At 39.7% G+C, this 21,470-nt stretch carries 21 protein-coding genes and 1 tRNA gene; 18 read left to right on the plus strand and 4 right to left on the minus strand.

All coding sequences use genetic code 11. The annotated features are described in order from the left end of the window. Window positions 1-82 precede the first annotated feature (82 nt). From MTT09_RS04020 to MTT09_RS04095, 16 genes are all read left to right on the plus strand, one after another. Window positions 83-472: a DoxX family protein gene (locus MTT09_RS04020; protein WP_009294512.1), complete on the plus strand. Its 390-nt coding sequence runs from the start codon at window positions 83-85 to the stop codon at window positions 470-472. A gap of 135 nt (window positions 473-607) precedes the next feature. Then, the gene (gene nhaC, locus MTT09_RS04025) at window positions 608-2,020 is read left to right on the plus strand and encodes a Na+/H+ antiporter NhaC (protein WP_429802676.1); all 1,413 of its coding nucleotides are present in this window, start codon (window positions 608-610) and stop codon (window positions 2,018-2,020) included. Continuing rightward, window positions 2,017-3,150, plus strand: a complete 1,134-nt coding sequence (iadA, locus tag MTT09_RS04030) for a beta-aspartyl-peptidase (RefSeq protein WP_429802678.1) — start codon at window positions 2,017-2,019, stop codon at window positions 3,148-3,150. Before nhaC ends, iadA begins: the two co-directional genes overlap by 4 nt. A gap of 80 nt (window positions 3,151-3,230) precedes the next feature. Continuing rightward, complete coding sequence (gene rpsL / locus MTT09_RS04035) at window positions 3,231-3,626, plus strand: 30S ribosomal protein S12 (RefSeq protein ID WP_002941121.1); 396 nt, start codon at window positions 3,231-3,233, stop codon at window positions 3,624-3,626. 78 nt (window positions 3,627-3,704) lie between these two features. Continuing rightward, window positions 3,705-4,175: a 30S ribosomal protein S7 gene (rpsG, locus tag MTT09_RS04040; RefSeq protein ID WP_002941142.1), complete on the plus strand. Its 471-nt coding sequence runs from the start codon at window positions 3,705-3,707 to the stop codon at window positions 4,173-4,175. Window positions 4,176-4,187: 12 nt separating this feature from the next. Then, a complete protein-coding gene (gene fusA / locus MTT09_RS04045) occupies window positions 4,188-6,266 on the plus strand; it encodes an elongation factor G (RefSeq protein ID WP_021084241.1) in 2,079 nt (692 codons plus the stop codon). 78 nt (window positions 6,267-6,344) lie between these two features. Further along, window positions 6,345-6,421, plus strand: a tRNA-Arg gene (locus tag MTT09_RS04050). Window positions 6,422-6,643: 222 nt separating this feature from the next. Next, complete coding sequence (locus tag MTT09_RS04055) at window positions 6,644-7,021, plus strand: rhodanese-like domain-containing protein (protein ID WP_087582022.1); 378 nt, start codon at window positions 6,644-6,646, stop codon at window positions 7,019-7,021. A gap of 152 nt (window positions 7,022-7,173) precedes the next feature. After that, a complete protein-coding gene (locus MTT09_RS04060; RefSeq protein ID WP_009294499.1) occupies window positions 7,174-7,608 on the plus strand; it encodes a Dps family protein in 435 nt (144 codons plus the stop codon). A gap of 83 nt (window positions 7,609-7,691) precedes the next feature. Then, window positions 7,692-8,279 (plus strand): hydrogenase-4 component G, encoded by a 588-nt coding sequence (locus MTT09_RS04065; RefSeq protein WP_429802681.1) that lies wholly within the window; start codon window positions 7,692-7,694, stop codon window positions 8,277-8,279. Window positions 8,280-8,403: 124 nt separating this feature from the next. Next, window positions 8,404-8,841 (plus strand): hypothetical protein, encoded by a 438-nt coding sequence (locus MTT09_RS04070; RefSeq protein ID WP_429802683.1) that lies wholly within the window; start codon window positions 8,404-8,406, stop codon window positions 8,839-8,841. Between the two features lie 269 nt (window positions 8,842-9,110). After that, entirely contained in the window at window positions 9,111-10,319 is a 1,209-nt protein-coding gene (locus tag MTT09_RS04075; protein ID WP_012001511.1) for a major outer membrane protein, read from the plus strand. Between the two features lie 92 nt (window positions 10,320-10,411). Then, entirely contained in the window at window positions 10,412-10,969 is a 558-nt protein-coding gene (locus tag MTT09_RS04080) for a c-type cytochrome (protein WP_002941036.1), read from the plus strand. A 45-nt stretch (window positions 10,970-11,014) separates the two neighbouring features. Beyond that, window positions 11,015-14,110, plus strand: a complete 3,096-nt coding sequence (ccsA, locus tag MTT09_RS04085) for a cytochrome c biogenesis protein CcsA (protein WP_429802685.1) — start codon at window positions 11,015-11,017, stop codon at window positions 14,108-14,110. Continuing rightward, window positions 14,111-14,545 carry a fatty-acid--CoA ligase gene (locus tag MTT09_RS04090; RefSeq protein ID WP_429802687.1) on the plus strand — a complete coding sequence of 145 codons (435 nt, stop codon included), beginning with the start codon at window positions 14,111-14,113 and terminating at the stop codon, window positions 14,543-14,545. Between the two features lie 90 nt (window positions 14,546-14,635). Then, window positions 14,636-15,202, plus strand: a complete 567-nt coding sequence (locus tag MTT09_RS04095) for a hypothetical protein (RefSeq protein WP_429802689.1) — start codon at window positions 14,636-14,638, stop codon at window positions 15,200-15,202. Window positions 15,203-15,258: 56 nt separating this feature from the next. Here MTT09_RS04095 and MTT09_RS04100 read toward each other — a convergent pair whose 3' ends face one another. From MTT09_RS04100 to MTT09_RS04115, 4 genes are read right to left on the minus strand one after another with little or no spacing between them, the layout of a single operon-like run. Continuing rightward, window positions 15,259-15,726, minus strand: coding sequence for a phosphatidylglycerophosphatase A family protein (locus MTT09_RS04100; RefSeq protein ID WP_429802691.1), 468 nt, complete (start codon window positions 15,724-15,726; stop codon window positions 15,259-15,261). An 8-nt stretch (window positions 15,727-15,734) separates the two neighbouring features. Beyond that, entirely contained in the window at window positions 15,735-16,916 is a 1,182-nt protein-coding gene (locus MTT09_RS04105; protein WP_429802693.1) for a sulfate adenylyltransferase, read from the minus strand. Beyond that, the gene (locus tag MTT09_RS04110; RefSeq protein ID WP_429802695.1) at window positions 16,894-17,784 is read right to left on the minus strand and encodes a response regulator; all 891 of its coding nucleotides are present in this window, start codon (window positions 17,782-17,784) and stop codon (window positions 16,894-16,896) included. Before MTT09_RS04110 ends, MTT09_RS04105 begins: the two co-directional genes overlap by 23 nt. Next, window positions 17,781-18,899 carry a bifunctional 2-C-methyl-D-erythritol 4-phosphate cytidylyltransferase/2-C-methyl-D-erythritol 2,4-cyclodiphosphate synthase gene (locus MTT09_RS04115; RefSeq protein ID WP_429802697.1) on the minus strand — a complete coding sequence of 373 codons (1,119 nt, stop codon included), beginning with the start codon at window positions 18,897-18,899 and terminating at the stop codon, window positions 17,781-17,783. Before MTT09_RS04115 ends, MTT09_RS04110 begins: the two co-directional genes overlap by 4 nt. Before the next feature lie 148 nt (window positions 18,900-19,047). Between MTT09_RS04115 and thiC the strand changes: the two genes are divergently transcribed. Then, complete coding sequence (gene thiC, locus MTT09_RS04120) at window positions 19,048-20,346, plus strand: phosphomethylpyrimidine synthase ThiC (RefSeq protein ID WP_103610984.1); 1,299 nt, start codon at window positions 19,048-19,050, stop codon at window positions 20,344-20,346. Further along, window positions 20,340-21,440 carry an Mrp/NBP35 family ATP-binding protein gene (locus MTT09_RS04125; protein ID WP_103610983.1) on the plus strand — a complete coding sequence of 367 codons (1,101 nt, stop codon included), beginning with the start codon at window positions 20,340-20,342 and terminating at the stop codon, window positions 21,438-21,440. The genes thiC and MTT09_RS04125 overlap by 7 nt, the downstream gene beginning before the upstream one ends. Window positions 21,441-21,470: the final 30 nt, after the last annotated feature.

Here is a 21,470-nt window from a genome sequence, read left to right on the forward strand (position 1 = left end):
AAATTTGCAAAATTTCAAAATTTACAAGCCGTTAATCAATATTAAATAAAATCCATAACTAAAAATATGTAACGGAGATATTATGAAAAATGTCGATCTTGGACTTTTATTTCTGCGCTTAGGCCTTGGAATTTGCCTTTTTATGCATGGCTTTGGCAAAATTCTACACGGAGTCGGCGGTGTAAAGAGCATTTTGGTTGATGCTGGGCTACCTAGTTTTCTGGCATATTTTGCCTATCTTAGCGAGGTTTTGGCCCCTATTATGATCGCTGTTGGCTTTTACTCAAGGCTTGGCGCGCTCCTAGTTTTTGGCTCTAGTCTTGTCATTTTGTATTCATATTTTGGTTTATCAAATTTACTTGAGCTAACTAATGTAAATGGCTTTAAAGCAGAGCTTATATATCTTTATATCGCTATGTCACTTTGCATCATCTCGACTGGTAGTGGCAAATACGCTATCAAACAAGACTGATCTAAATTTAGCACATATTAGATGTGCTAAATTTTCACACGTTTTGTTTAAAATTTAAATTTATTTTATTTTTTTATAACAATTTAAGTTTCTAGCCTTTAAATTCAAAGATATCTCAAATTTAAAGGACACATGATGAACTCTATAAAAAAAGAGCCTTCGTTTCTGCTAGCCCTTACGCCTATCTTGGTTATGATCGTAGGTCTTGCGCTTGGTGTTGGTTATATGAAACTAAAGGTTGAGCCGATCATTTTGATAGCAGCCCTTGTGGCTGGTGGCATCGCTTGGAGACTAGGATATAGTTGGAGCGAGCTTCAAGAAGGGGTGATAGAGAAAATTTCTAGCTCACTGCCTGCTCTTATGATACTTTGGGCAGTCGGTCTGCTCATTGGCTCGTGGGTATTTTCAGGCACCATCCCTATGATCATCTACTACGGCGTGGATCTTATAAGTCCGCAGTATCTAGTCCTAACTGCTTTTATCATCGCAGCTATCATCTCAACCGTAACTGGCACATCTTGGGGTTCTGCTGGCACAGTCGGTGTTGCCATCATGGGCATAGCTCAAGGTCTTGATGTAAATTTAGCAGCAACTGCTGGTGCGGTAGTCGCAGGAGCATACTTTGGCGATAAGCTCTCCCCGCTCTCAGACACGACAAACCTAGCTCCGATAGCTGCTGGCTCAGAGCTTTATGAGCACATCAGACATATGTTTTATACGACTATCCCAGCAACTATCGTTGCGATAGCGGCTTATCTATTCTTTGGTAGCGAGGCAGCAAGCAGTGGTGCAAATGTTTCAGAGTCGGTTTTGGCACTTCAAGGTCAGCTTGATAAAATTTTTCACTGGAACATCATCTTGCTTTTGCCTGTGCTTTTTGTCTTGGCTGGCTCGGTGCTAAAGTGGCCAACGATACCTGTCATGATCATAGCCTCGCTATTTTCAGTGCTTCTTGGTGTTATAGTTCAAGATTTTAGCTTTAAAAATGGTTTTATCTCAGTGATGACTGGCTTTAACGTCACGATGAGCGGCATTAATATGGAGTTTTCAAAAGATATCACCAAGCTTTTAAATAGAGGCGGCGTGAGCTCGGTAAATTCAACCACTATCCTAGTTATCTGCGCTATGGGCTTTGCAGGTATCATCTCAAAAACTGGCATGCTTACAAAGGTGCTCCACACTATCATGGCGAAGGTCAAATCAACAGCAGGCGTCATCATCTCAACTATCGGCTCATGCCTAACTGTCGCATTTGTCACAGGTAGCTCATATCTTTCTATCCTCATCCCTGGCGAGATGTTTAAAGATTTCTACAAAGAGAAAAATTTAGCAGCCAAAAACCTCTCAAGAACGCTTGAGGACTCTGGCACCGTGATCGTCCCACTCATACCTTGGTCAGCAGCTGGCGCATATATGACAGCCACACTTGGTGTGCCAACGGTAGAGTATTTGCCATGGGCGATACTAAACTACATGGGCGTTGTCTTTGCTATCATTTTAGCACTCACAGGCATCGGCATAGCTAAGATAAACAAGGACGCCAAATGATACTTATAAAAAACGTCAAAATTTACTCGCCAAAATTTATTGGCAAAAAAGATATATTTATATGTAATGGCAAGATCATCTGCATAGCCGAAAATTTAGAGCCAAATTTACCAAATGTAAAGGTGATCGACGCTTCAAATTTCACGGCGATACCAGGTCTCATTGATAAGCACGTGCATATCACTGGAGGCGGTGGCGAGGGTGGCTTTAAGACTAGGGTGCCTGAGATCATGCTATCAAATTTAATAGAAGCTGGCATAACGACGGCTGTTGGCTTACTTGGAACTGACAGCACGACAAGAAGCGTTGAAAATTTAGTCGCAAAAGCACACGCGCTAAACGACGAGGGCATCACATGCTACGCCCACACCGGCGCATACAGCTCTAAAACGCCAACCATAACTGGCGAGATCGAAAAAGATATTGTCTTTGTTGATCCGATAATCGGCACCAAGCTAGCCATAAGCGACCACCGCTCATCAAGTGTAAGCAAAGATGAGCTCGCTCACATAGTCTCCGCTGGCAGGGTGGCTGGTATGATCAGCTCAAAGTCAGGCCACACCACCCTTCACATGGGTGATGGCAAAAAGGGCTTAAATTTGATCTACGAAGTGCTAAATGAGTATGACATGCCGATCACACTATTTCAGCCAACGCACGTAAATAGAAACGAGGAGCTTTTTAAACAAAGCTTTAAATTTATAAAAGATGGCGGGTATATCGACTTTACCTGCATGCCAGGACTTACGCCACTTGAAGCTGTAAAGCGCATCAAAAAAGAAAATTTACCGACAAATAAGATAACCATTAGCTCAGACGGCTTTGGTAGCTACTCTAGCTATGATAGCGACGGAAATTTACTAAAAATAGGCATCGCTAGCGTTAAGAGCCTATATGAAGAGTTTATAAATTTTGTAAAAGATAGTTTTAGTATCGAGGAGGCGTTGCCATATTTTACGACAAACGTGGCAAGAAGTGTGGCCTTGCAAAATAAAAAAGGCGAGATAAAAGAAAATTACGATGCAGATATTTTGCTAATAGATGATAAATTTGAGATTAAATTTGTCGTTGCAAAGGGTGAAATTTTAAAAGATGACAGCGGTTTTATAAAAAAAGGAACGTATGAATAAGTCTAACTTATTAACCGTTATTTAAGCTTTTTTTAAATAAAATTAGGTCTTTTTAATAAATTTAGTTGAAAGGAATTATTGTGCCAACCATAAATCAATTGGTCAGAAATGAACGCAAGAAAGTGACTGTTAAGTCAAAATCTCCAGCGTTAAAAGAGTGCCCTCAAAGAAGAGGAGTTTGCACTAGGGTTTATACTACAACTCCTAAAAAACCAAACTCAGCTTTGAGAAAAGTTGCCAAAGTTAGGCTTACAAGCGGTTTTGAAGTCATCAGCTATATCGGCGGTGAAGGTCACAACCTACAAGAACACAGTATCGTTTTAGTTCGCGGCGGTAGGGTTAAAGACTTACCAGGTGTTAAATATCATATCGTTCGTGGTGCACTTGATACTGCTGGTGTTGCAAAAAGAACAGTTTCTCGTTCTAAATATGGTGCAAAACGCCCTAAAGCTGGCGCTGCTGCTCCAAAAAAGTAAAAAGTTAGGTTCGCAGACGTTGCTTAAATTTGCAAACGTTTGAGTAAAATTTCATAAAAATTTGAAGGAAAAATCAAAATGAGAAGAAGAAAAGCTCCTGTAAGGGAAGTTTTACCTGATCCGATTTACGGAAATAAAATAATCACTAAATTTATTAATTCTCTTATGTATGATGGCAAAAAAAGCGTCGCTACAGAGATAATGTATGGTGCTATTAAAGCTATTGAAAAGAAAAATGCTGAGGTTAAAGGCATCGACGTTTTTAACGACGCTATCGAAAATGTAAAACCTATTTTAGAAGTTAAATCACGCCGTGTTGGTGGTGCTACTTATCAAGTACCAGTTGAGGTTCGCCCAGCTCGCCAACAAGCTCTTGCTATCCGCTGGCTTATAACTTTTGCTAGAAAAAGAAGCGAAAGAACAATGGTTGATAAACTAGCAAATGAGCTTTTAGATGCGGCAAATTCAAAAGGTGCATCTTTCAAGAAGAAGGAAGATACTTACAAGATGGCAGAGGCTAATAAAGCATTTGCTCACTACCGCTGGTAAGAAAGAATTAGTATGGCAGAGAGAAAAACGCCTTTACATAAGGTAAGAAATATCGGTATTGCGGCTCACATTGATGCTGGAAAGACAACTACTAGTGAGAGAATTTTATTCTTCACTGGTATGAGCCATAAGATAGGTGAGGTGCATGATGGCGCTGCTACTATGGACTGGATGGAGCAAGAAAAAGAGCGTGGTATTACTATTACATCAGCTGCAACTACAGCGTTTTGGAAGGGCTATCAAGTAAACCTAATCGACACTCCGGGACACGTTGACTTTACTATTGAAGTTGAGCGTTCTATGCGTGTTCTTGACGGTGCTGTTGCGGTATTTTGTTCTGTTGGTGGTGTTCAGCCACAGTCTGAAACTGTTTGGAGACAAGCAAATAAATATCATGTACCAAGAATTGTTTTTGTTAATAAAATGGACAGAATTGGTGCAAATTTCTTTAGAGTTGAAGAGCAGATTAGAGAAAGATTAAAAGCAAATCCAGTACCTATCCAAATTCCTATTGGTGCTGAAGATAACTTCAAAGGCGTGGTTGATCTTGTAAGGATGAAAGCATACGTTTGGAATGACGAGAAAAAGCCAACTGACTATGTAGAAGAAGAAATTCCAGCTGAAGTTAAAGATAAAGCTGAAGAATACCGTGCAAAACTAATCGAAGCTGTTTCTGAGACAGATGATAGCTTGATGGAGAAATTCTTTGCAGGTGAAGAACTAACTGAAGAAGAGATTAAAAAAGGTATAAAAGCAGGCTGCTTAAGAATGACTATCACACCTATGCTTTGCGGAACTGCGTTTAAGAATAAAGGTATCCAACCTCTACTTGATGCTGTTGTTGACTATTTACCAGCTCCAGATGAGATTGCAGCGATAAATGGTGTTTATGAAGATGGCACTGAAGTGACTGTTGAAAGTACAGATGATGGCGAATTTGCTGCTCTTGCGTTTAAGATTATGACCGATCCATTTGTTGGACAGCTAACATTTATCCGTGTTTATAGAGGAAGCCTTGAAAGCGGTAGCTATGCTTACAACACAGTTCAAGACTGCAAAGAGAGAATTGGCCGCTTACTAAAAATGCACTCAAATAAACGTGAAGAGATTACTGAGCTTTTCGCTGGTGAAATCGGCGCCGTTGTTGGTCTAAAAAGTACTCTAACTGGTGATACTCTTGCAAGCGAAAAAGATAAAGTTATCCTTGAGAGGATGGACTTCCCAGAGCCAGTTATTAGCGTTGCGGTTGAGCCAAAAACAAAAGCAGATCAAGAAAAAATGGCGATTGCTCTTCAAAAACTAGCTCAAGAAGATCCAAGCTTTAGAGTTAGCACTGATGAAGAGAGCGGACAAACTATTATTAGCGGTATGGGTGAGCTTCACCTAGAGATCATTGTTGATCGTATGCTTCGTGAATTTAAAGTTGATGCTGAAGTTGGTCAGCCACAAGTTGCATACCGCGAAACTATCCGTAAGGCAGTTGAACAAGAGTATAAGTATGCTAAACAATCAGGTGGTCGTGGTCAATACGGTCACGTATTCTTACGCATCGAGCCACTTCCAGCTGCTAGTGGATTTGAATTTGTTAATGACATCAAAGGTGGTGTTGTTCCAAAAGAGTATATCCCAGCTGTTGAAAAAGGTTGTAAAGAAGCGCTTCAAAGCGGTGTTCTTGCTGGATATCCAGTTGAAGATGTTAAAGTTACACTTTTTGATGGTAGCTACCACGAAGTTGACTCATCTGAAATGGCATTTAAACTTGCTGCTTCAATGGGCTTTAAAGAGGGAGCTAGAAAAGCAGGTGCGGTTATCCTTGAGCCTATGATGAAAGTTGAAGTCGAGACTCCAGAAGAGTATATGGGTGATGTTATAGGTGACCTCAATAAGCGCCGTGGCCAAGTAAATTCAATGGATGATAGAAATGGTGTAAAAATCATTGCTGCTTATTGTCCACTTGCTCAAATGTTTGGCTACTCAACAGATCTTCGCTCAATGACTCAAGGTCGTGCGACTTACTCTATGGAATTTGATCACTACGAAGAAGTTCCTAAAAACGTAAGTGAAGAGATCATTAAAAAGAGAAATGGCTAATTAGCCAAAATAGGGCAGAGCGATCTGCCCTTTAAAATTTAACTACTTGGATAAAAATTTAAAATATCTTGTAAATTTGTCCTCATAGCTCAGCTGGATAGAGCGCAGAATTCCTAATTCTGAGGTCGTGAGTTCGAACCTCGCTGGGGACACCACTCCTGCTTTAAATACCACCTCATAAAAATCTTTTATAGAGTGCTTTAAATCATTTATATTTAGAATTCTTATTTTTATAAGTAGTTGTGTTTGGCATATAAATAAATTTATTTTTTAATGAATTATTTGTATGACCTCACTATCAATAAAATTTATCAACAAAAATTTTATATATTTAATAATCCATGCTAACATTTCAAAAATTTATTTAAGGAGAGTAGATGAAAAAAATTTTACTTTTAGGAGCTGTTTGTTGTATGTTGTCAGCTGATGTTAAAACTGTTAATATAAGTCCAGATGAGATCAAAAAATATGATCAGATCGTTGATATTAGAACTCCATCCGAATGGCAAGAGACTGGCATCATAGCTGGTGCAAAGACCATCACTTTTGATCCAAGCAATAAGAGTGCATTTTTAGATGAGCTTTCAAAGGCGGTTGATATCAAAAAACCTATCGCTCTTGTTTGTAGAAGTGGTAGAAGAAGCACAGCAGCAGCTGCAGCGATAGATAGCACAGATCTTAAGATTATAAATTTAGATGGTGGCATGAGTAGTTTGATCGAGCAAGGCTATAAAACTACACCTTATAAAAAATAGACAAATCCCTAAATTCTACATTTGACTACAAGATAAATTTATTTTGTAGTCAAAATTTATACTAAATAATAAATTTTATTATTTGATTAACCAGTGATTAACTCTAAGTCAATATAATTTCATCACATTTAAACAATAAAGAAGGAGACAAAATGTCAAAAGTTATTTTACAGTTAAACACAATTCAGGCTGATGCAAATGCACTTTATATTAAATTTCATGATCTTCACTGGAATGTAAAAGGCATCCAATTTTTTAGCGTCCACGAGTATACTGAAAAAGCTTATGAGGATATGAGTGAGATTTTTGATGACGCAGCTGAGAGAGCTCTTATGCTTGGTGGCAGACCTATCGTCAAGGCTGAGGAGCTAGCAAAAGTCGCTCACATAAAACACGAGCCAAAAGAGAGCTACACTCCGACTGAAGTTTTAGAGATCGTTTTGGCTGATTACAAGCACCTTTTGGGTGAGTTTAAAAAGCTTGATGAGCTTGCAGAAGGCGACACAACAACTCAGATGTACGCACAAGATCAAATAGCTAAATTTGAAAAAGCCATCTGGATGCTAAACGCAACACTTGGCAAATAATCACAGCGGGAGCTCTCCCGCTTTACCCTAAATAAATTCCACCTTTTGGCGATATAGTTTTTATAAACTTATAGGAGCCAAATATGCAAATCAGTCAAATAGTAAGCTCATACAACACTTCAAGCGTAAAAGAAAATGTAAAATCAGAAATTTCGCTTCATAAAGATGAAAAAGAGGTTTCTAAAAAGCAGCCTGAGATTTCAAATTTAAGTGCAAAAGAGATCTCAAATAGCTACTTTTTGCAGTATCAAAAAGATATTACTCAAAATGCTAGTTCAAATTTACTAGCTCAAGGTGGTCTAAGCTTTAACGTGCCTGAAAATTTATCAGACATTTTAGCTGGACTTGATCTAGCAGGCATCGGCTACAACGGCAAAGCTCTAGGAGAGCTAAGTAGCGATGAGGCGAGCGAGCTAGTTGGTGAAAATGGTTTTTTTGGCGTCGCAAATACAGCTGATAGGATAGCTGGCTTTGTGCTAAATGGCGCAGGTGATGATGTAGAGAAGCTAAAAGCTGGTAGAGATGGCGTGGCAAAGGGCTTTGAGGATGCAAAGAAAATTTGGGGCGGAGAGCTTCCTGAAATTTCACAAAAGACTATCGAAAAGACCCTTGAGACGCTCGATAAAAAGATCGCCGAGCTTGGCGGTAACGTCTTAAACGTATCGGCTTAAATTTCTTGGGGCTCTCCCAAGAAATTTACATATAGTAATGTAAGCACAAAACTCAAATTTTAAAACTCGCAAATTTTATTTAATCTTAAAAGCTATACTTTGCTCTTTATATCAAGGAGAAAAGATGAAAGCTAAAATTTTACTTCCCTTAGCAGTAGCCACTATGTTTTTGGGATGTTCATTTTTTGATGACAACCCACCAGTCCGCAAGCAACCAAGGCAAGCCACTAAAACTATACCCGCAAAAAGCTCCATTAAAGGTTTCATAAAAGATGTTAGCTATAAAGATTCGAAATACTGCTACGAGATAGTAGCCAGCGATGTGAAAAATCACAAACTAAACAAAGCAAATTTTTGTGCAAACAGATATTATTACGATAAGGGTGATCTTGTCTATGCGACTTTTTACGCAGATAAGCTCATAGACATGCTTCTTATAAAAGAGGGCGGCTCCAGAGGTGCATATAATGGCATAAGAAAACCGCAAAATGAAGTAGTTGTTAAAAGAAAAAATATAAAAACAAATATAGAGATACCAAAAGAGGAGAAAATTTCTTTTTAGATTACCGTTGATTTACTGCTAGCGTATATAATTTCATCAGCAATCAAAACTAGAACTCCTTTTAAGGGGCAAAGCAACGGCCCCTTTTTCTTTTTATATCCCTTTTTTAAAGTCTCATTTTTGAAAGTTAAATTATCAAAATATACCTCTTTTTGGTTAAAATCGGTAAACGATCGGTAACAAAAATGCAAAATTTTATGATTTTTTAAGCTTCATCTTAAAATTTATTGATTATAATCGTCGACACAAAAACCTTAAAAGGAGAAAAAATGAAACTAACAAAAATTAGTTTAGCCGCTTTGGTTGCTTTAGGCGCATTCTCAAGTGTAGCAAGTGCTACTCCACTTGAAGAAGCTATAAAAAATGTAGATCTTTCTGGATTTGCAAGATATAGATATACAAATACTAGAGATAAAAGTGCTGTTGCTTCAAAAGGAGAAAATAGAAGTAATGCAAATCATCAATTCAGAATGGTGACTAACTTCAAAGCCGCTATTGATGATAACTTCTTTGGTGTTATCGGCCTAAGATACAGTGAAAATGATGGTTCAGGTGATAATGCAACTGGAACAGACCTAACAAATACAACTGGAACATTTAAAGTTCATCAGTTTTATCTAGGTTACAATGTAGGTGGTACTACTATAACAGCTGGTAAACAAGTTATAGGTTCATACTTTACTGATGACGCAGTTGGTACAGGTATTAGAGTAGTAAATAAAGACATCGAAGGTCTTACACTTACAGCTTTAGCTTTTGATGCGATTGAAAACGAATGGGCTGATGGCGACCTTCATAAAGAAATTGCAGCAAAGAGCTATGACGTAGGCAACCTATATGCAGCTGGTATAGCTGGTTCATATGATCCAGTAAATTTCCAACTATGGTATGCTAGTTTAACAAACCTAGCTGATCTACTTGGTGCAGATGTTTCAGCAAATTTTGCTATCACTGATGATGTAAAATTAGGCGCAAGACTTAACTATGTAAATAGTACAGCTGACGTTAGTGCAAAAAGCAAGCTTGGTTACAATGATGGTAACTTCTATGCTGGAGAACTTTCAACTTCACTATTTGGTCTTGATCTAGCTGGTGGTTATATTGGCTGGAAATCTCAGGATAAAGCTATTTCAGCATTTACTTTTGAAGATCAAGGTGGTTTAATAGACGCTGGCGAAGATGTATTTGACTGGACTCATGCAGAAGGAAAAGGTAACTTTTTCTATGCAACAAGTGCATATACATTTGATAAATTTACAGCTGGTTTAGACTATGTAAGAGGCAATATTAAAACTGCTGGTGTAAATAGCAATAATGATAGAAAAGAAAAGATCGAGGAATTTGTTCCAAGATTTGCTTACCAATACAACAAAAAGTTGAAATTTAGTTCGTTCTATGCTTTTAAAACTACCAAAGATAATGATAGTGATAAAAAGAAAGAAGACAAATTTAGATTTGAAGCTAAATACTCATTCTAATATTAGCTCGTTAATCAACTTATGATATAATCCCGGGTCGGAGCAATCTGATTCGGGATTTTTAAATTTAGAGCAAAATTTTAAGGAAACTTATGAAAAATATCAAAATTTCTTTTTTGGCGTGTTTTTTGGTGGCTAATGCCTTTGCAGCTTCTCAGGTTTATTATATAGAGGCTCGTGGTGAGTTTGGTAAAGAGCTTGCCGAAATGGCAAAAAAGCAGGCTAATGACAGAAATGAAAAAGTAAATGTCTATGTCGATGAAGATCCAAGACGCTATAAAGATAATAGAATTTTAAAATTTGGTGTTGATAGAAAAGGTAGATATAGCGTATCTTTAGGAAAAGAGCTTTATGAGAAACAATGCGCTAGCTGTCATGGCGAAAGCGCAGACAAAAGACCATTTGGCTCAACACCTCTTAAAAACATGGATGCTAAAGATATAGAAGATAGCATCATCTCTTATAGAAGCGACTCAAGCTTTGGTGGTAGCGGTAAAAACGTGATGCAAAACCAAGCTAAGATCGTCTCAAACAATGACTTAGGTGCAATACTAGCTTATCTAAAAGGTAAAGACGCACTTGCAGATCAAGATACAAACGAAAATAAACCAGTTTCAACCGAAACAAAGCAGGGCAGTTATTTAAGATAAATTTCACTTCGGTAGCTTTGCCACAATATAAATAAAAGGAAGCAGATGTTAAATCCAAAAACATTATTTTTAAGTATGGGCTCAGCTATCGTTTTGATGATAATCTTTGCCATAGCTAGTGGAGCCGCCACAATAATAGAGAGTAAAACTAGCACTGAAGCAGCATGGTACTATGTTTATGGTGCTGGCTGGTTTGCGCTCATCCAGCTACTTCTTGGTATAAATTTAGCTTTCAACATCTTTAGATACAACCTAATCGATCCTAAAAAACTCCCATCACTCATCTTTCACTTAGGTTTTATCGTCATCTTAATCGGTGCTGGCATCACAAGATATCTTGGCTTTGAAGCTGATATGCATATACGTGAAAACACTGCTTCAAACGTTGTTAGCACAAAGGTTTCGTATATAAATTTAACTGCGCTTAACGACAAAGGCGAGGAGATCAGCTCAGCTATGCCTTTGGGACTTGCTGATGTGAAGAAGGGCTTTGATCTAAAGCTAAAAACGGCAGACGGTGAGGCTAGTTTAAAATTTAAAGAATTTGTGCCAAATGCAAGCTATAAATTTGTAAATGATGATAGCGGGAAGCCTGTTGTAGAATTTGTAGTATCAAACGAGAGCGAAAGTGAAGAGATATTTTTGCTTGAAGAAGAAGAGGCAAAGGTTGGAGATATCAGCTTTATCTTTAATGCCAAACCAGATGAAAATAAAAAATACGTTCTTTTTAGACTAAATGATGGAAATTTTACGGTTACTTCAAATGCCGATCTTTCAAAATTTACTATGGCGGATAGCTCTAAAACTGAGCTAAAAGCTGGTAGCGTGAATGAATTTGGCACAGGTAGCTTATATACTATCTCAAATATAAATTTTGCCCCAAGGCTAGTCTCAGCGCACGCTTCAAGAAAGCTAGTTAGCTCGAAGGATAGCGAGTTTAATGCGTTGATAGCTGAGCTAAACTACAAAGGTGAGAGTAAAGAGATGCATATATTTTACAACCTAATGGAGCCTTCACGTATCGCCGTGGCTGGGCAGAAATTTAACGCCTCATGGGGAGCTCAGCAGATAAAACTCCCATTTAGCCTCTACTTAAAAGACTTTGAGCTAAAAAGATATCCTGGCTCAAATTCGCCTATGAGCTACTCAAGTGAGGTTGTGGTAAAAGACGGCACGAATGATCCTGGGTTTGACTATAGAATTTATATGAACCACGTGCTTGATTACGATGGATATAGATTTTTCCAAAGCTCATACGATACTGACGAGAAAGGCACGATCCTCTCTGTCAATAAAGACCCAGGCAAGATCCCGACATATATCGGCTACTTTTTGCTAGGTCTTGGCTTCTTGCTAAATGTCATAAACCCTAACAGCCGCTTTAGAAAGCTAGCAAAACTAATAGATAATGAATCAACAAAAAGCGGTAAAAAAGTGGCTGCGCTCATAGCGGTCTTACTTTTGGGCTTAAATTTTAGCTCGCTAAAGGCTGAGGACTTCTTGCCACGTATCAGCAAAGAGCATGCAGACAAGCTTGCTAGACTCATCGTGCAAAGTCCAGACGGCAGGATGAAGCCATTTGATACGCTTAGTAAAGAGGTTTTAAATAAAATTCACAGAGGCGAGAGCATAGGTAGTCTAAATTCAAACCAAGCTATGCTTTCTATAATGGTAACGCCTGATTTTTGGCGAAATGAGAAGATCATCGCGCTTGGTCAGAGCAAGGAGCTAAAAAAAGAGCTAGGTGTCGATGAGAATGCAAGATACGCAAGCTTTGATGAATTTTTTAAAGCAACAAAAGATGGTGGAAGCGAGTATAAACTAACAAAATTTGCCGAGATAGCAAACCGCAAGCACCCAGGCTCACGCAATACTTTTGACAAAGATGTGATAAAGATCGACGAGAGACTAAATGTATTTTATATGATATTTATCGGTGAAATTTTCAAAATTTTCCCAAAACAAGACGATCCATCAAATTCTTGGTATTCGCCTGCTAGTGCGATGATGTACTTCTCGCCAAAAGAGGCTGAGCTAGTAGTTGGCATGATGAGAGAGTATTTCTCGGCTGTTGATGCAGCCTCAAAGGATAATGACTGGAGCAAGGCAGATGCGGCGCTTGAGAAAATTTCAGCCTATCAGCACAAATACGGTGCTGCAGTCATGCCAAGTGAAAGAAAGATAGATATAGAAATTTTATTTAATAAATTTCAAGTATTTGACCGCTTGACACCGATATATCTTTTGGCTGGACTTGCGCTTTTACTATTTGTTTTTGTAAAAATGCTAGCGCCAAAAGTGCAGATAAATGGCATAGTTAAAGCTGTATATATTATAAATTTACTAGCCTTTCTTGCGCACACAGCAGGCCTTGGTCTTCGCTGGTACATCGCTGAGCACGCCCCTTGGAGTAACGCCTACGAGTCGATGGTCTATATCGCTTGGGCACTTGGTCTATCTGGCATCATCTTTGCAAAACGCAGTCCGATCGCACTTGCGCTTACATCTATATTAGCCGGCGTTACGCTATTTGTCGCACACCTTAGCTGGATGGATCCGCAGATCACGACGCTTGTGCCTGTGCTTCAGAGCTACTGGCTAACTATCCACGTCTCTATCATTACTGCAAGTTATGGATTTTTAGGCCTTTGTGCGTTGCTTGGTGGATTTACTTTGCTGCTTATCATCTTGCAAAACAAGAAAAAGCCAAATGCAGAGATCGCACGCAATATCACTGAAGCGACACGTATAAATGAGATGGCGATGATACTTGGTCTTAGCTTGCTCACGCTTGGAAACTTTTTAGGTGGCGTCTGGGCAAATGAGAGCTGGGGTAGATACTGGGGCTGGGATAGCAAGGAGACTTGGGCGCTAGTTTCGATCCTTGTCTATGCGGCGGTGCTTCACATGAGATTTATACCAAAGCTTAATAACCAATACGCATTTGCCGTTGCATCATTTTTTGCCTATTGGTCGATCATAATGACCTATTTTGGGGTAAATTTCTATCTAGCTGGCATGCACTCATACGCAGCTGGAGATCCGCTTCCGGTGCCTGATTTTGTCTGGATAAGCATCGTAGTGATGATAGCGATGAGCGTTCTTGCATTTACGAAACGCTCTCTTTGCACAAGGCTATAGATGCTTCTTAAAGGCTTGATAGTCTTTTTTGTCTTTTTGCTTATAGTGGCCATTTGCGCGCTAATCTATCTTTTGCTAAAGAACAAAGATCATCAAGTCTTGGCAAGAGGGCTAAAGCCCGAGGGTGAAGAAGAGATCACGATCGAAAAGCTTGAAGAGCTTGCTAGCGATAAAACTCTAAGCAAAAACGAGCTTTTCGAGCTTATACAAATTTTTGGAGAGAAATTTATAATACCAGCAAAAAAAAATCAGATCGCTCCAAAAGAAGCTAGCAACTACATAAATTTTATAATCCTCATCTGCTCTCATCAAAATGCCGATGCAAAGCTTATTAGCTTTTTAGACAAAGAGGCTAAAAAGAAAAATCCAAGCTATGTTGCAGAGATCGAAGATAGCGAGAGGATAGGCATAGAAAACCGCAAAAATCGTAGGTAAATTTAGCTCTATTTTTAAATTTAAGAGCACAAAATATCATTAGCAAAACTCAAATTTGCAAAATGCAATCAGTAAAAATAGGAGCGCAACTTGGACATCAATGATCTCTATACTGGTTTGGTCTTTGCGCCGATAGTGCTAGCTATTTTGTTGATGATCTTTGCTGGCAGGCGAAATATAAAAGTCTATGTGAGTAAATTTGACATAGTTGGACTGTATCTGATCTTTCCGCTCGTGATATTTCCCATCTTTGTGGCTATCTTTTGTGCAGTATGTGAGTATTTTGACGTTTCAAACGATGATGGGTTAGCTTATATTTTTTACACTATACTTTTTATAATAGCCATTTACGCCGTTTTTGGTTTTTATGTTTGCATTAAATACAATCAGGGCTTCTTAAACTGCTTCTTGGCGTTACTTTTAAGATTTAACTTCATGACCCCATTTCTTTATCTACTATTTTTGGGTGGCAAAAATAGCGATAAAAATAGCAATGAGATAACCCCTGAAAATGTTAAAAATTTAAGTATTTTTGAAGAGCTAAAATTTTCGCTTTATAATATGATTGTTTTTAGAAAAATTCACTACAAAGAGAAATTTGCAGGCAGGGATGAGAAAATTTCTATCGATAAAGCTCTCATCTCAAAAGAGGTCTAAAATAAAAAGCAGGGAGAGTTAAATTTAAAAAGAGCCAGCAAGATAGCTAGCTCAGCTTACGGCAAAACTACGCCAAATTTCATAGCCATACCATATATCATCGCGCTAATAATACCAGCGAAAAATCCAGCGACCATATCATCACCCATGACACCAAGTCCGCCCTTTACATTGCGGTCGATCCTGCCAATGATCGATGGTTTTTTGATGTCAAGCACTCTAAAAAGCACGAGTGAGAGAACTTGCTGTGAGATCGTCGCTCCGCTAATGGCTATAGCAAGCCAAACGCCGGCAACTTCATCGATCACGATAAAGCTCTCGTCGTGCGAATTTACCTTTTTTTCAAAATCATCAATAACACTAATGCTCACCAAAAATAGCAAAATGCTAGCCAGTAAAAGTGTGGTCGCTGAGAAAAAATATAACACAAAATAAGCTGCCACAGCTCCAGCCACAGAGCCCCAAGTGCCAGGTGCCTTTGGTAAAAGTCCAAATCCAAAAAATGTCAAAAATAGCTTTTGCATAAATTTCCTTAAGTGAGTGATGATGTCTGATATAGCTTCATTAGCTCCTCGTAAAAGTCGCGGTCGGTTTTGTTTTCAAGCAGTCCAGAATTTACAAATAGATCGTCGCAGAGCTTTTGTATATCTTTAAAGCGATTTACATAGAGCTTGCTTAAGATGAGTGCTGAAATTTCAGGCCTAACGAGTATGGCTGGTGGCATGATGCCGTTAAATAGCAACTCCTTGATCACGTCTGGGTGGTATTTGATCTGGTGGTGCTGTCCGTGCGGGCAGCTTTTGGTGCTAACTAGCGTCTTACACTTGTTGCAATAAACCAGCTCAGGTAGGACGATCACGTCTAAATTTAGATCGTTTTTGTAGATATCAAGGATAGTATGAACTTCGTTGTGGTCAAAAAACATGCCGATGCCCGAGTGGTTTTGCCCGATGACTAGCTTGTTTGCGCCAAGTCTTGAAGCCGCGATGCACTCAAGCGTTGGGTTGGCGTGCGAGCTAAAAAGGGTTGTGTTTTTCAGTGCAAAGACAAAGACCTTTTTTGTCGGCAGATAGTTTTGGTTAAAAAAGTCAAGCACTTGCTTTCTGATCTCGTAATCAATATGCCTCTCTTCGCGCGTTCTGATGAGAAAAACGACCACAAGATCGGCCTTATCGATAGTCATCCTAACTAGGCGTTCATGAGCGCGGTTAAATGGATCAGCCGTTAAAAATACGGCGGTTATCTTCTTGGCGCCACTCTCTTTTATCAGCTCATTTAGCGCATCTTTGCTAATTTGAAGGCTCTCATCATATAGCTCAAACTCGCCGCTTATGCCGTATTTGCCTAAATTTAGCGACATTTCGCTGTTTGATTCATTTGCTAAAAATATATTTTTAGCTCGCATGCTCTCGTCAAATTTAAAGACCTTTGCCACGTCGATGTGTCCAACGATCTTGCCGTCCATATTTAAATTTACTCTTTGCCCAGCATGCAGCTTGCTAGCGATATTTTGATTGATCTCGCCAAATGGAGCAAAGCCAAAAGAGTAAGGCATCGGCTCGCCGTTAAAGTAGCCCTTTTTTGCGACCTCTTTGATCTGCTCATCATTCATTAGAGCACTAAAATTTGAGAGAATTTTGTTTTTGATAAGCTCTAAGGCGCCATAAACTTCGGTGTTTATAGAAATTTCACTATTTTTTCTTGCTGACGTCATATTTCTTTCTCTTTTCCCAAAGTGATTTTCTAGAAATTCCAAGCTTTTTGCTAAGCTCGGTGTCGGGGAATTTATCTTGATAATTAACGATGATATATTTTATATATTCATCGATCGTGACGATCTCGCCGATGTCAAAGTTTTTATCTCTGATGGATAGTTCAAGCTCGTCAAATGGCGCGCTTTGCGCAAAATCGCTAGTTTGTATAGCCACTTTTTTCTTTTTGCAAAGCTCTAAAATTTTCTCTTTTTCATCATCTTTTAGCTCTTCAAGATTTGTGATGTATATTAGCTCGTTGCCACTTTGAGCAAGTGCTTTTTCAAGCTCGCTAAAACAGGCTTTACCCAAAAACAAAAATGGCAAATTTCCACCCTTTACATAGTTAAAGATAAATTTATCGCTGTAGCCATTTTTGCTTGATTTTAAAAGAAGTGGAAATTTGATCTTTTTAGCTTCAAAGCAAGCTATCTCGTAGTCTTTTAAGGCGAAATTTATGTAGTTTTCGTAGTTTTTGATCTCGTTTTTAAAGCCTCTAAACTCTTCAAAATGTCTTATCTTTCTAACAAGCTCTTCTATCATAAATGGCTTTTGGATGTAATCCACCGCACCCGCTTGTATCGGCTTTATCACGGTGTCGCTATTTATGTATGCGATGAGTAAGATGATGATAGAGCTCTTAAATTTCTCTATGACAGGGTAGAAGTCTTGCCCTGGGAGTGTGGTAGAAAGTAACACTACGTCAAAATTTTCAAATTTCAAAGCCTCTTTTACGCTCTTTGCGATCTCACAGTCGTAGCCAAAGTCAGCTAGTTTGCTAGCCATCGAGCCAGCTAGGTAAATTTCGTTTTCTACTATTAAAATTTTCATATTTGTGTCCAGTTGTAAAATTTAAGGCTAGCACTTGCCATGACAGCGATCCCCTCGCATCTGCCGACAAAGCCAAGCCCCTCAGTCGTCGTCGCCTTTACATTTATGCGGCTCTGGCTTAAATTTAGAGCCTGCGCGATATTTGCCTCCATTTTTGATTTTAGTTTTGAAAGTTTTGGCTTTTGCGCCATTATCGTGATATCAGCATTTGTTAGCACAAACCCCACGCTTTGCACTCTTTTATAGGCCTCCTGCAGCAGATAAATAGAGCTAATATCCTTAAATTTAGCGTCCGTATCAGGAAAGAGCTCGCCTATGTCGCCAAGCCCAGCAGCTCCCAAGATAGCGTCTGTTAGCGCATGAAGTGCCACGTCGCCGTCGCTGTGAGCCTTTAGCCCAAACTCATAGTCGATCTTTTCGCCACAAAGCACAAGCGGACGGCCCTTTTCAAACTCATGCACATCAAAGCCGTTGCCGACAAAGAGCTCGTTTTCTGGTGCTTTTAGGGCTGAAATTTTGGCAAGATCCTCTTTAAAAGTGATCTTTCTAGCCATCTCATCGCCCAAAATGTGCCAAACACTTGCGCCAATGGCTCTCATAGCCGAGCTATCATCTGTGTAAATTTCGCCGCTACTAAGAGCCTTTTTAAGAAGCGCCGTGCGCGAGAGCTGCGGCGTTTGGATAAGTTTTACCTTTTCTCTGTCTATTGCATTTTCGCCAAGATAGGCAGTGTCTGCGATCTTTAGCGCAGGCACCACGCAGTCAGCCTGAGTGGCCGCCTCGATGATCTTGTGAAAGAGTTCGCTTGATATGCAAGGGCGTGCGATGTCGCTAACTAGGACAAATTCACTATTTACTAGCCCAAGTGCGTTTTTTAGGCTATCTTGCCTTGTCTCGCCGCCATCAACAAATTTATAGTTTGGAGCAAATTTGGACATATATTTGCACTCTTTGCTAACGACGATGATCTCTTTAAATGTGTAAAAGTTACTCAAATTTTTAGTGGCAAATAGCCAAAGTGGGTCGCTGCCCATACGAAGCCATTGCTTCTTTACAGGTAGCTCAAAACGGCTGGAATTTCCGGCTCCAAGCATTATAAGTGAGATATCAAGCAAGGTAGCTCCTTTGAAGATTGTTACGGAATTATACATTCTAAAACTTGAAAAAATCTTTTTAAAAAAGAGTAGAAATTTAGATTTATTTAGTTAATTCAAATATGAAAAGGATTAAAATTAGCTTTTTATAAATTTAAAAAGGCTACTCATGAGAGATAAGACGCAGATGTACTATGCTAGGCGAGGCGAGCTCACAAAGGAGATGAGCTATGTGGCAAAGATTGAGGGAGTGAGCGAAAATTTGCTTATGGATGAGGTGGCAAAAGGCAGGATCATCATCCCAGCAAATGTAAATCACATAAATTTAAAGCCAATGGGCATAGGCAGAAAGCTAAAGACAAAGGTCAATGCAAATATCGGCAACTCAAGCCTAAGTAGCGACATTTGCGCTGAGCTTAGAAAGCTTGAAATTTGCTTAGAATTTGGTGCTGATACGGTTATGGATCTAAGCACGGACGGCGATCTAGATGCCATCAGAAGTGCGATCATAGAGCATTCAAGCGTGCCAGTTGGCACAGTGCCGATGTATGAAATTTTAAAAGAGTCAAAAGAGGTTACAAATATCACAAATGAGCTGATTTTAAGCGTGCTAGAGAAGCAAGCAAGGCAAGGGGTTAGTTACTTTACGATACACGCTGGCTTTTTGCGTGAGTTTTTGCCGCTTGTGAAAAAGCGTAAAATGGGCATAGTTAGCAGGGGCGGCAGCTTGAGTGCGAGCTATATGTCAAAGCTAAATAGGCAAAATCCATTTTATGAAATTTTTGATCAAATTTTAGAAATTTGCGCAAGATACGACGTCTCGCTCTCGCTTGGCGACGGACTACGCCCGGGATGTCTTTATGATGCGACAGACGAGGCACAGCTTAGTGAGCTAAAAGTGCTTGGAGAGCTTACACTTCGTGCGTGGCAAAAAGATGTTCAGGTGATGATAGAAGGCCCTGGTCATGTGCCATTAAGTCAAATTGAGTATAATATGAAAATCGAACAAGAGCTCTGCCATGACGCCCCATTTTACGTGCTTGGGCCACTTGTCAGTGACATCGGCGCAGGGTATGATCATATCACGTCGGCTATCGGTGGCACGATGGCAGCATATCATGGCGCTAGCATGCTTTGTTATGTGACGCAAAAAGAGCATCTAGGACTACCAAACGAAAATGACGTAAGAGAGGGCATCGTAGCTCACAAGATAGCAGCTCATGCCGCAGACGTCGCGCTTGGCAAAGCTGGTGCTATCGAAAAAGATCATGCGATGAGTGACGCGAGATATGCGTTTGACTGGAACAAGCAGTTTGAGCTTAGCTTTGATCCAAAAAAGGCTAGAGAGCTTCACGATGAGAGCTTGCCAGAAGATGCGTTTAAGAGCGCTCATTTTTGTTCGATGTGCGGACCAAAATTTTGTGCATATAAAATTTCAAAAGATCTAGAAAAAGGAGAAAAATGTTAAATAAAGAAGAGGTCTTAAATAGACTAAAAGGCGTCATATATCCGGGGTTTGAAAAGGATATAGTTAACTTTGGCTTTGTAAAAAACGTGGAGATCGGCGAGAAAATTTTAATCGAAGTCGAGATCGTTAGCTCAAGCCCAGAGGTGGCAAACGAGCTAAAAACAGACATCAAACGTGTCATGGGCTCAAACGAGTACGTGCTAAATTTGATCCAGCCAAAGATACCTGAGGAGAAAAGTAACACTCAAAGTGGCAAAAATATCGCGCCGCAAGTTAAAAATTTCGTAATGGTAAGCTCTGGCAAAGGCGGCGTTGGTAAATCAACCACAACGCTAAATTTAGCCATCTCAATGGCAAAACTAGGCAAAAAAGTGGGAATTCTAGACGCTGACATCTACGGACCAAACATCCCAAGGATGCTTGGCGAAGTAAATACTCAGCCACAAGTCGTTGGCAACAAGCTAAAGCCGATACTTAGCCATGGCGTGGAGATGATGAGTATGGGCGTTTTGATGGAGGAGGGCATGAGCCTTATCTGGCGTGGCTCGATGATCATGAAAGCGATCGAGCAGCTGCTAAGGGACGTGCTTTGGAGCGAGCTTGATGTATTGTTTCTCGATATGCCTCCAGGAACGGGCGACGCGCAGCTAACTCTAGCTCAAAGCGTGCCAGTAACAGCAGGTGTATGCGTCACAACGCCTCAAGTAGTAGCGCTTGACGATAGCAAGCGTGCGCTTGATATGTTTGAGAAGCTTCACATCCCAATCGCTGGTGTCATCGAAAATATGAGCGGCTTCATCTGCCCAGATAATGGCAAAGAGTATGACATCTTTGGCAAAGGCACGACTGAAGAGGTAGCAAAGGCTTACAATACTCAAATTTTGGCTGAAATTCCTATCGAGCCAGCTGTTAGAGTGGGCGGCGATAATGGCAAGCCGGTAAGCTTTTATGAGCCAAACTCAGTCACTGCAAAACGCTACGAGAGCGCAGCTGCAAGGCTTTGGGAGATAATAGAAAACATAAATAACGGCGGTGGGGCTGATAACTCAGCGATCCAGCCAGTAAATGATGGCAAGAGTGCTTGCTCGAAGTAAATTTATAAAAGATAAAATTTAGAGCAAATT

It is taken from the genome of Campylobacter concisus, assembly GCF_050447505.1.
GTDB classification, from domain to species: domain Bacteria; phylum Campylobacterota; class Campylobacteria; order Campylobacterales; family Campylobacteraceae; genus Campylobacter_A; species Campylobacter_A concisus_BP.

What these genes read in the sequence shown, in the direction of transcription:
- MTT09_RS04020 (WP_009294512.1), top strand. Translation starts at nt 83, where the DNA reads ATGAAAAATGTCGATCTTGGACTTTTATTTCTGCGCTTAGGCCTTGGA.
- nhaC (WP_429802676.1), top strand. Translation starts at nt 608, where the DNA reads ATGAACTCTATAAAAAAAGAGCCTTCGTTTCTGCTAGCCCTTACGCCT.
- iadA (WP_429802678.1), top strand. Translation starts at nt 2,017, where the DNA reads ATGATACTTATAAAAAACGTCAAAATTTACTCGCCAAAATTTATTGGC.
- rpsG (WP_002941142.1), top strand. Translation starts at nt 3,705, where the DNA reads ATGAGAAGAAGAAAAGCTCCTGTAAGGGAAGTTTTACCTGATCCGATT.
- fusA (WP_021084241.1), top strand. Translation starts at nt 4,188, where the DNA reads ATGGCAGAGAGAAAAACGCCTTTACATAAGGTAAGAAATATCGGTATT.
- MTT09_RS04055 (WP_087582022.1), top strand. Translation starts at nt 6,644, where the DNA reads ATGAAAAAAATTTTACTTTTAGGAGCTGTTTGTTGTATGTTGTCAGCT.
- MTT09_RS04060 (WP_009294499.1), top strand. Translation starts at nt 7,174, where the DNA reads ATGTCAAAAGTTATTTTACAGTTAAACACAATTCAGGCTGATGCAAAT.
- MTT09_RS04065 (WP_429802681.1), top strand. Translation starts at nt 7,692, where the DNA reads ATGCAAATCAGTCAAATAGTAAGCTCATACAACACTTCAAGCGTAAAA.
- MTT09_RS04070 (WP_429802683.1), top strand. Translation starts at nt 8,404, where the DNA reads ATGAAAGCTAAAATTTTACTTCCCTTAGCAGTAGCCACTATGTTTTTG.
- MTT09_RS04075 (WP_012001511.1), top strand. Translation starts at nt 9,111, where the DNA reads ATGAAACTAACAAAAATTAGTTTAGCCGCTTTGGTTGCTTTAGGCGCA.
- MTT09_RS04080 (WP_002941036.1), top strand. Translation starts at nt 10,412, where the DNA reads ATGAAAAATATCAAAATTTCTTTTTTGGCGTGTTTTTTGGTGGCTAAT.
- ccsA (WP_429802685.1), top strand. Translation starts at nt 11,015, where the DNA reads ATGTTAAATCCAAAAACATTATTTTTAAGTATGGGCTCAGCTATCGTT.
- MTT09_RS04090 (WP_429802687.1), top strand. Translation starts at nt 14,111, where the DNA reads ATGCTTCTTAAAGGCTTGATAGTCTTTTTTGTCTTTTTGCTTATAGTG.
- MTT09_RS04100 (WP_429802691.1), bottom strand. Translation starts at nt 15,726, where the DNA reads ATGCAAAAGCTATTTTTGACATTTTTTGGATTTGGACTTTTACCAAAG.
- MTT09_RS04105 (WP_429802693.1), bottom strand. Translation starts at nt 16,916, where the DNA reads ATGACGTCAGCAAGAAAAAATAGTGAAATTTCTATAAACACCGAAGTT.
- MTT09_RS04110 (WP_429802695.1), bottom strand. Translation starts at nt 17,784, where the DNA reads ATGAAAATTTTAATAGTAGAAAACGAAATTTACCTAGCTGGCTCGATG.
- thiC (WP_103610984.1), top strand. Translation starts at nt 19,048, where the DNA reads ATGAGAGATAAGACGCAGATGTACTATGCTAGGCGAGGCGAGCTCACA.
- MTT09_RS04125 (WP_103610983.1), top strand. Translation starts at nt 20,340, where the DNA reads ATGTTAAATAAAGAAGAGGTCTTAAATAGACTAAAAGGCGTCATATAT.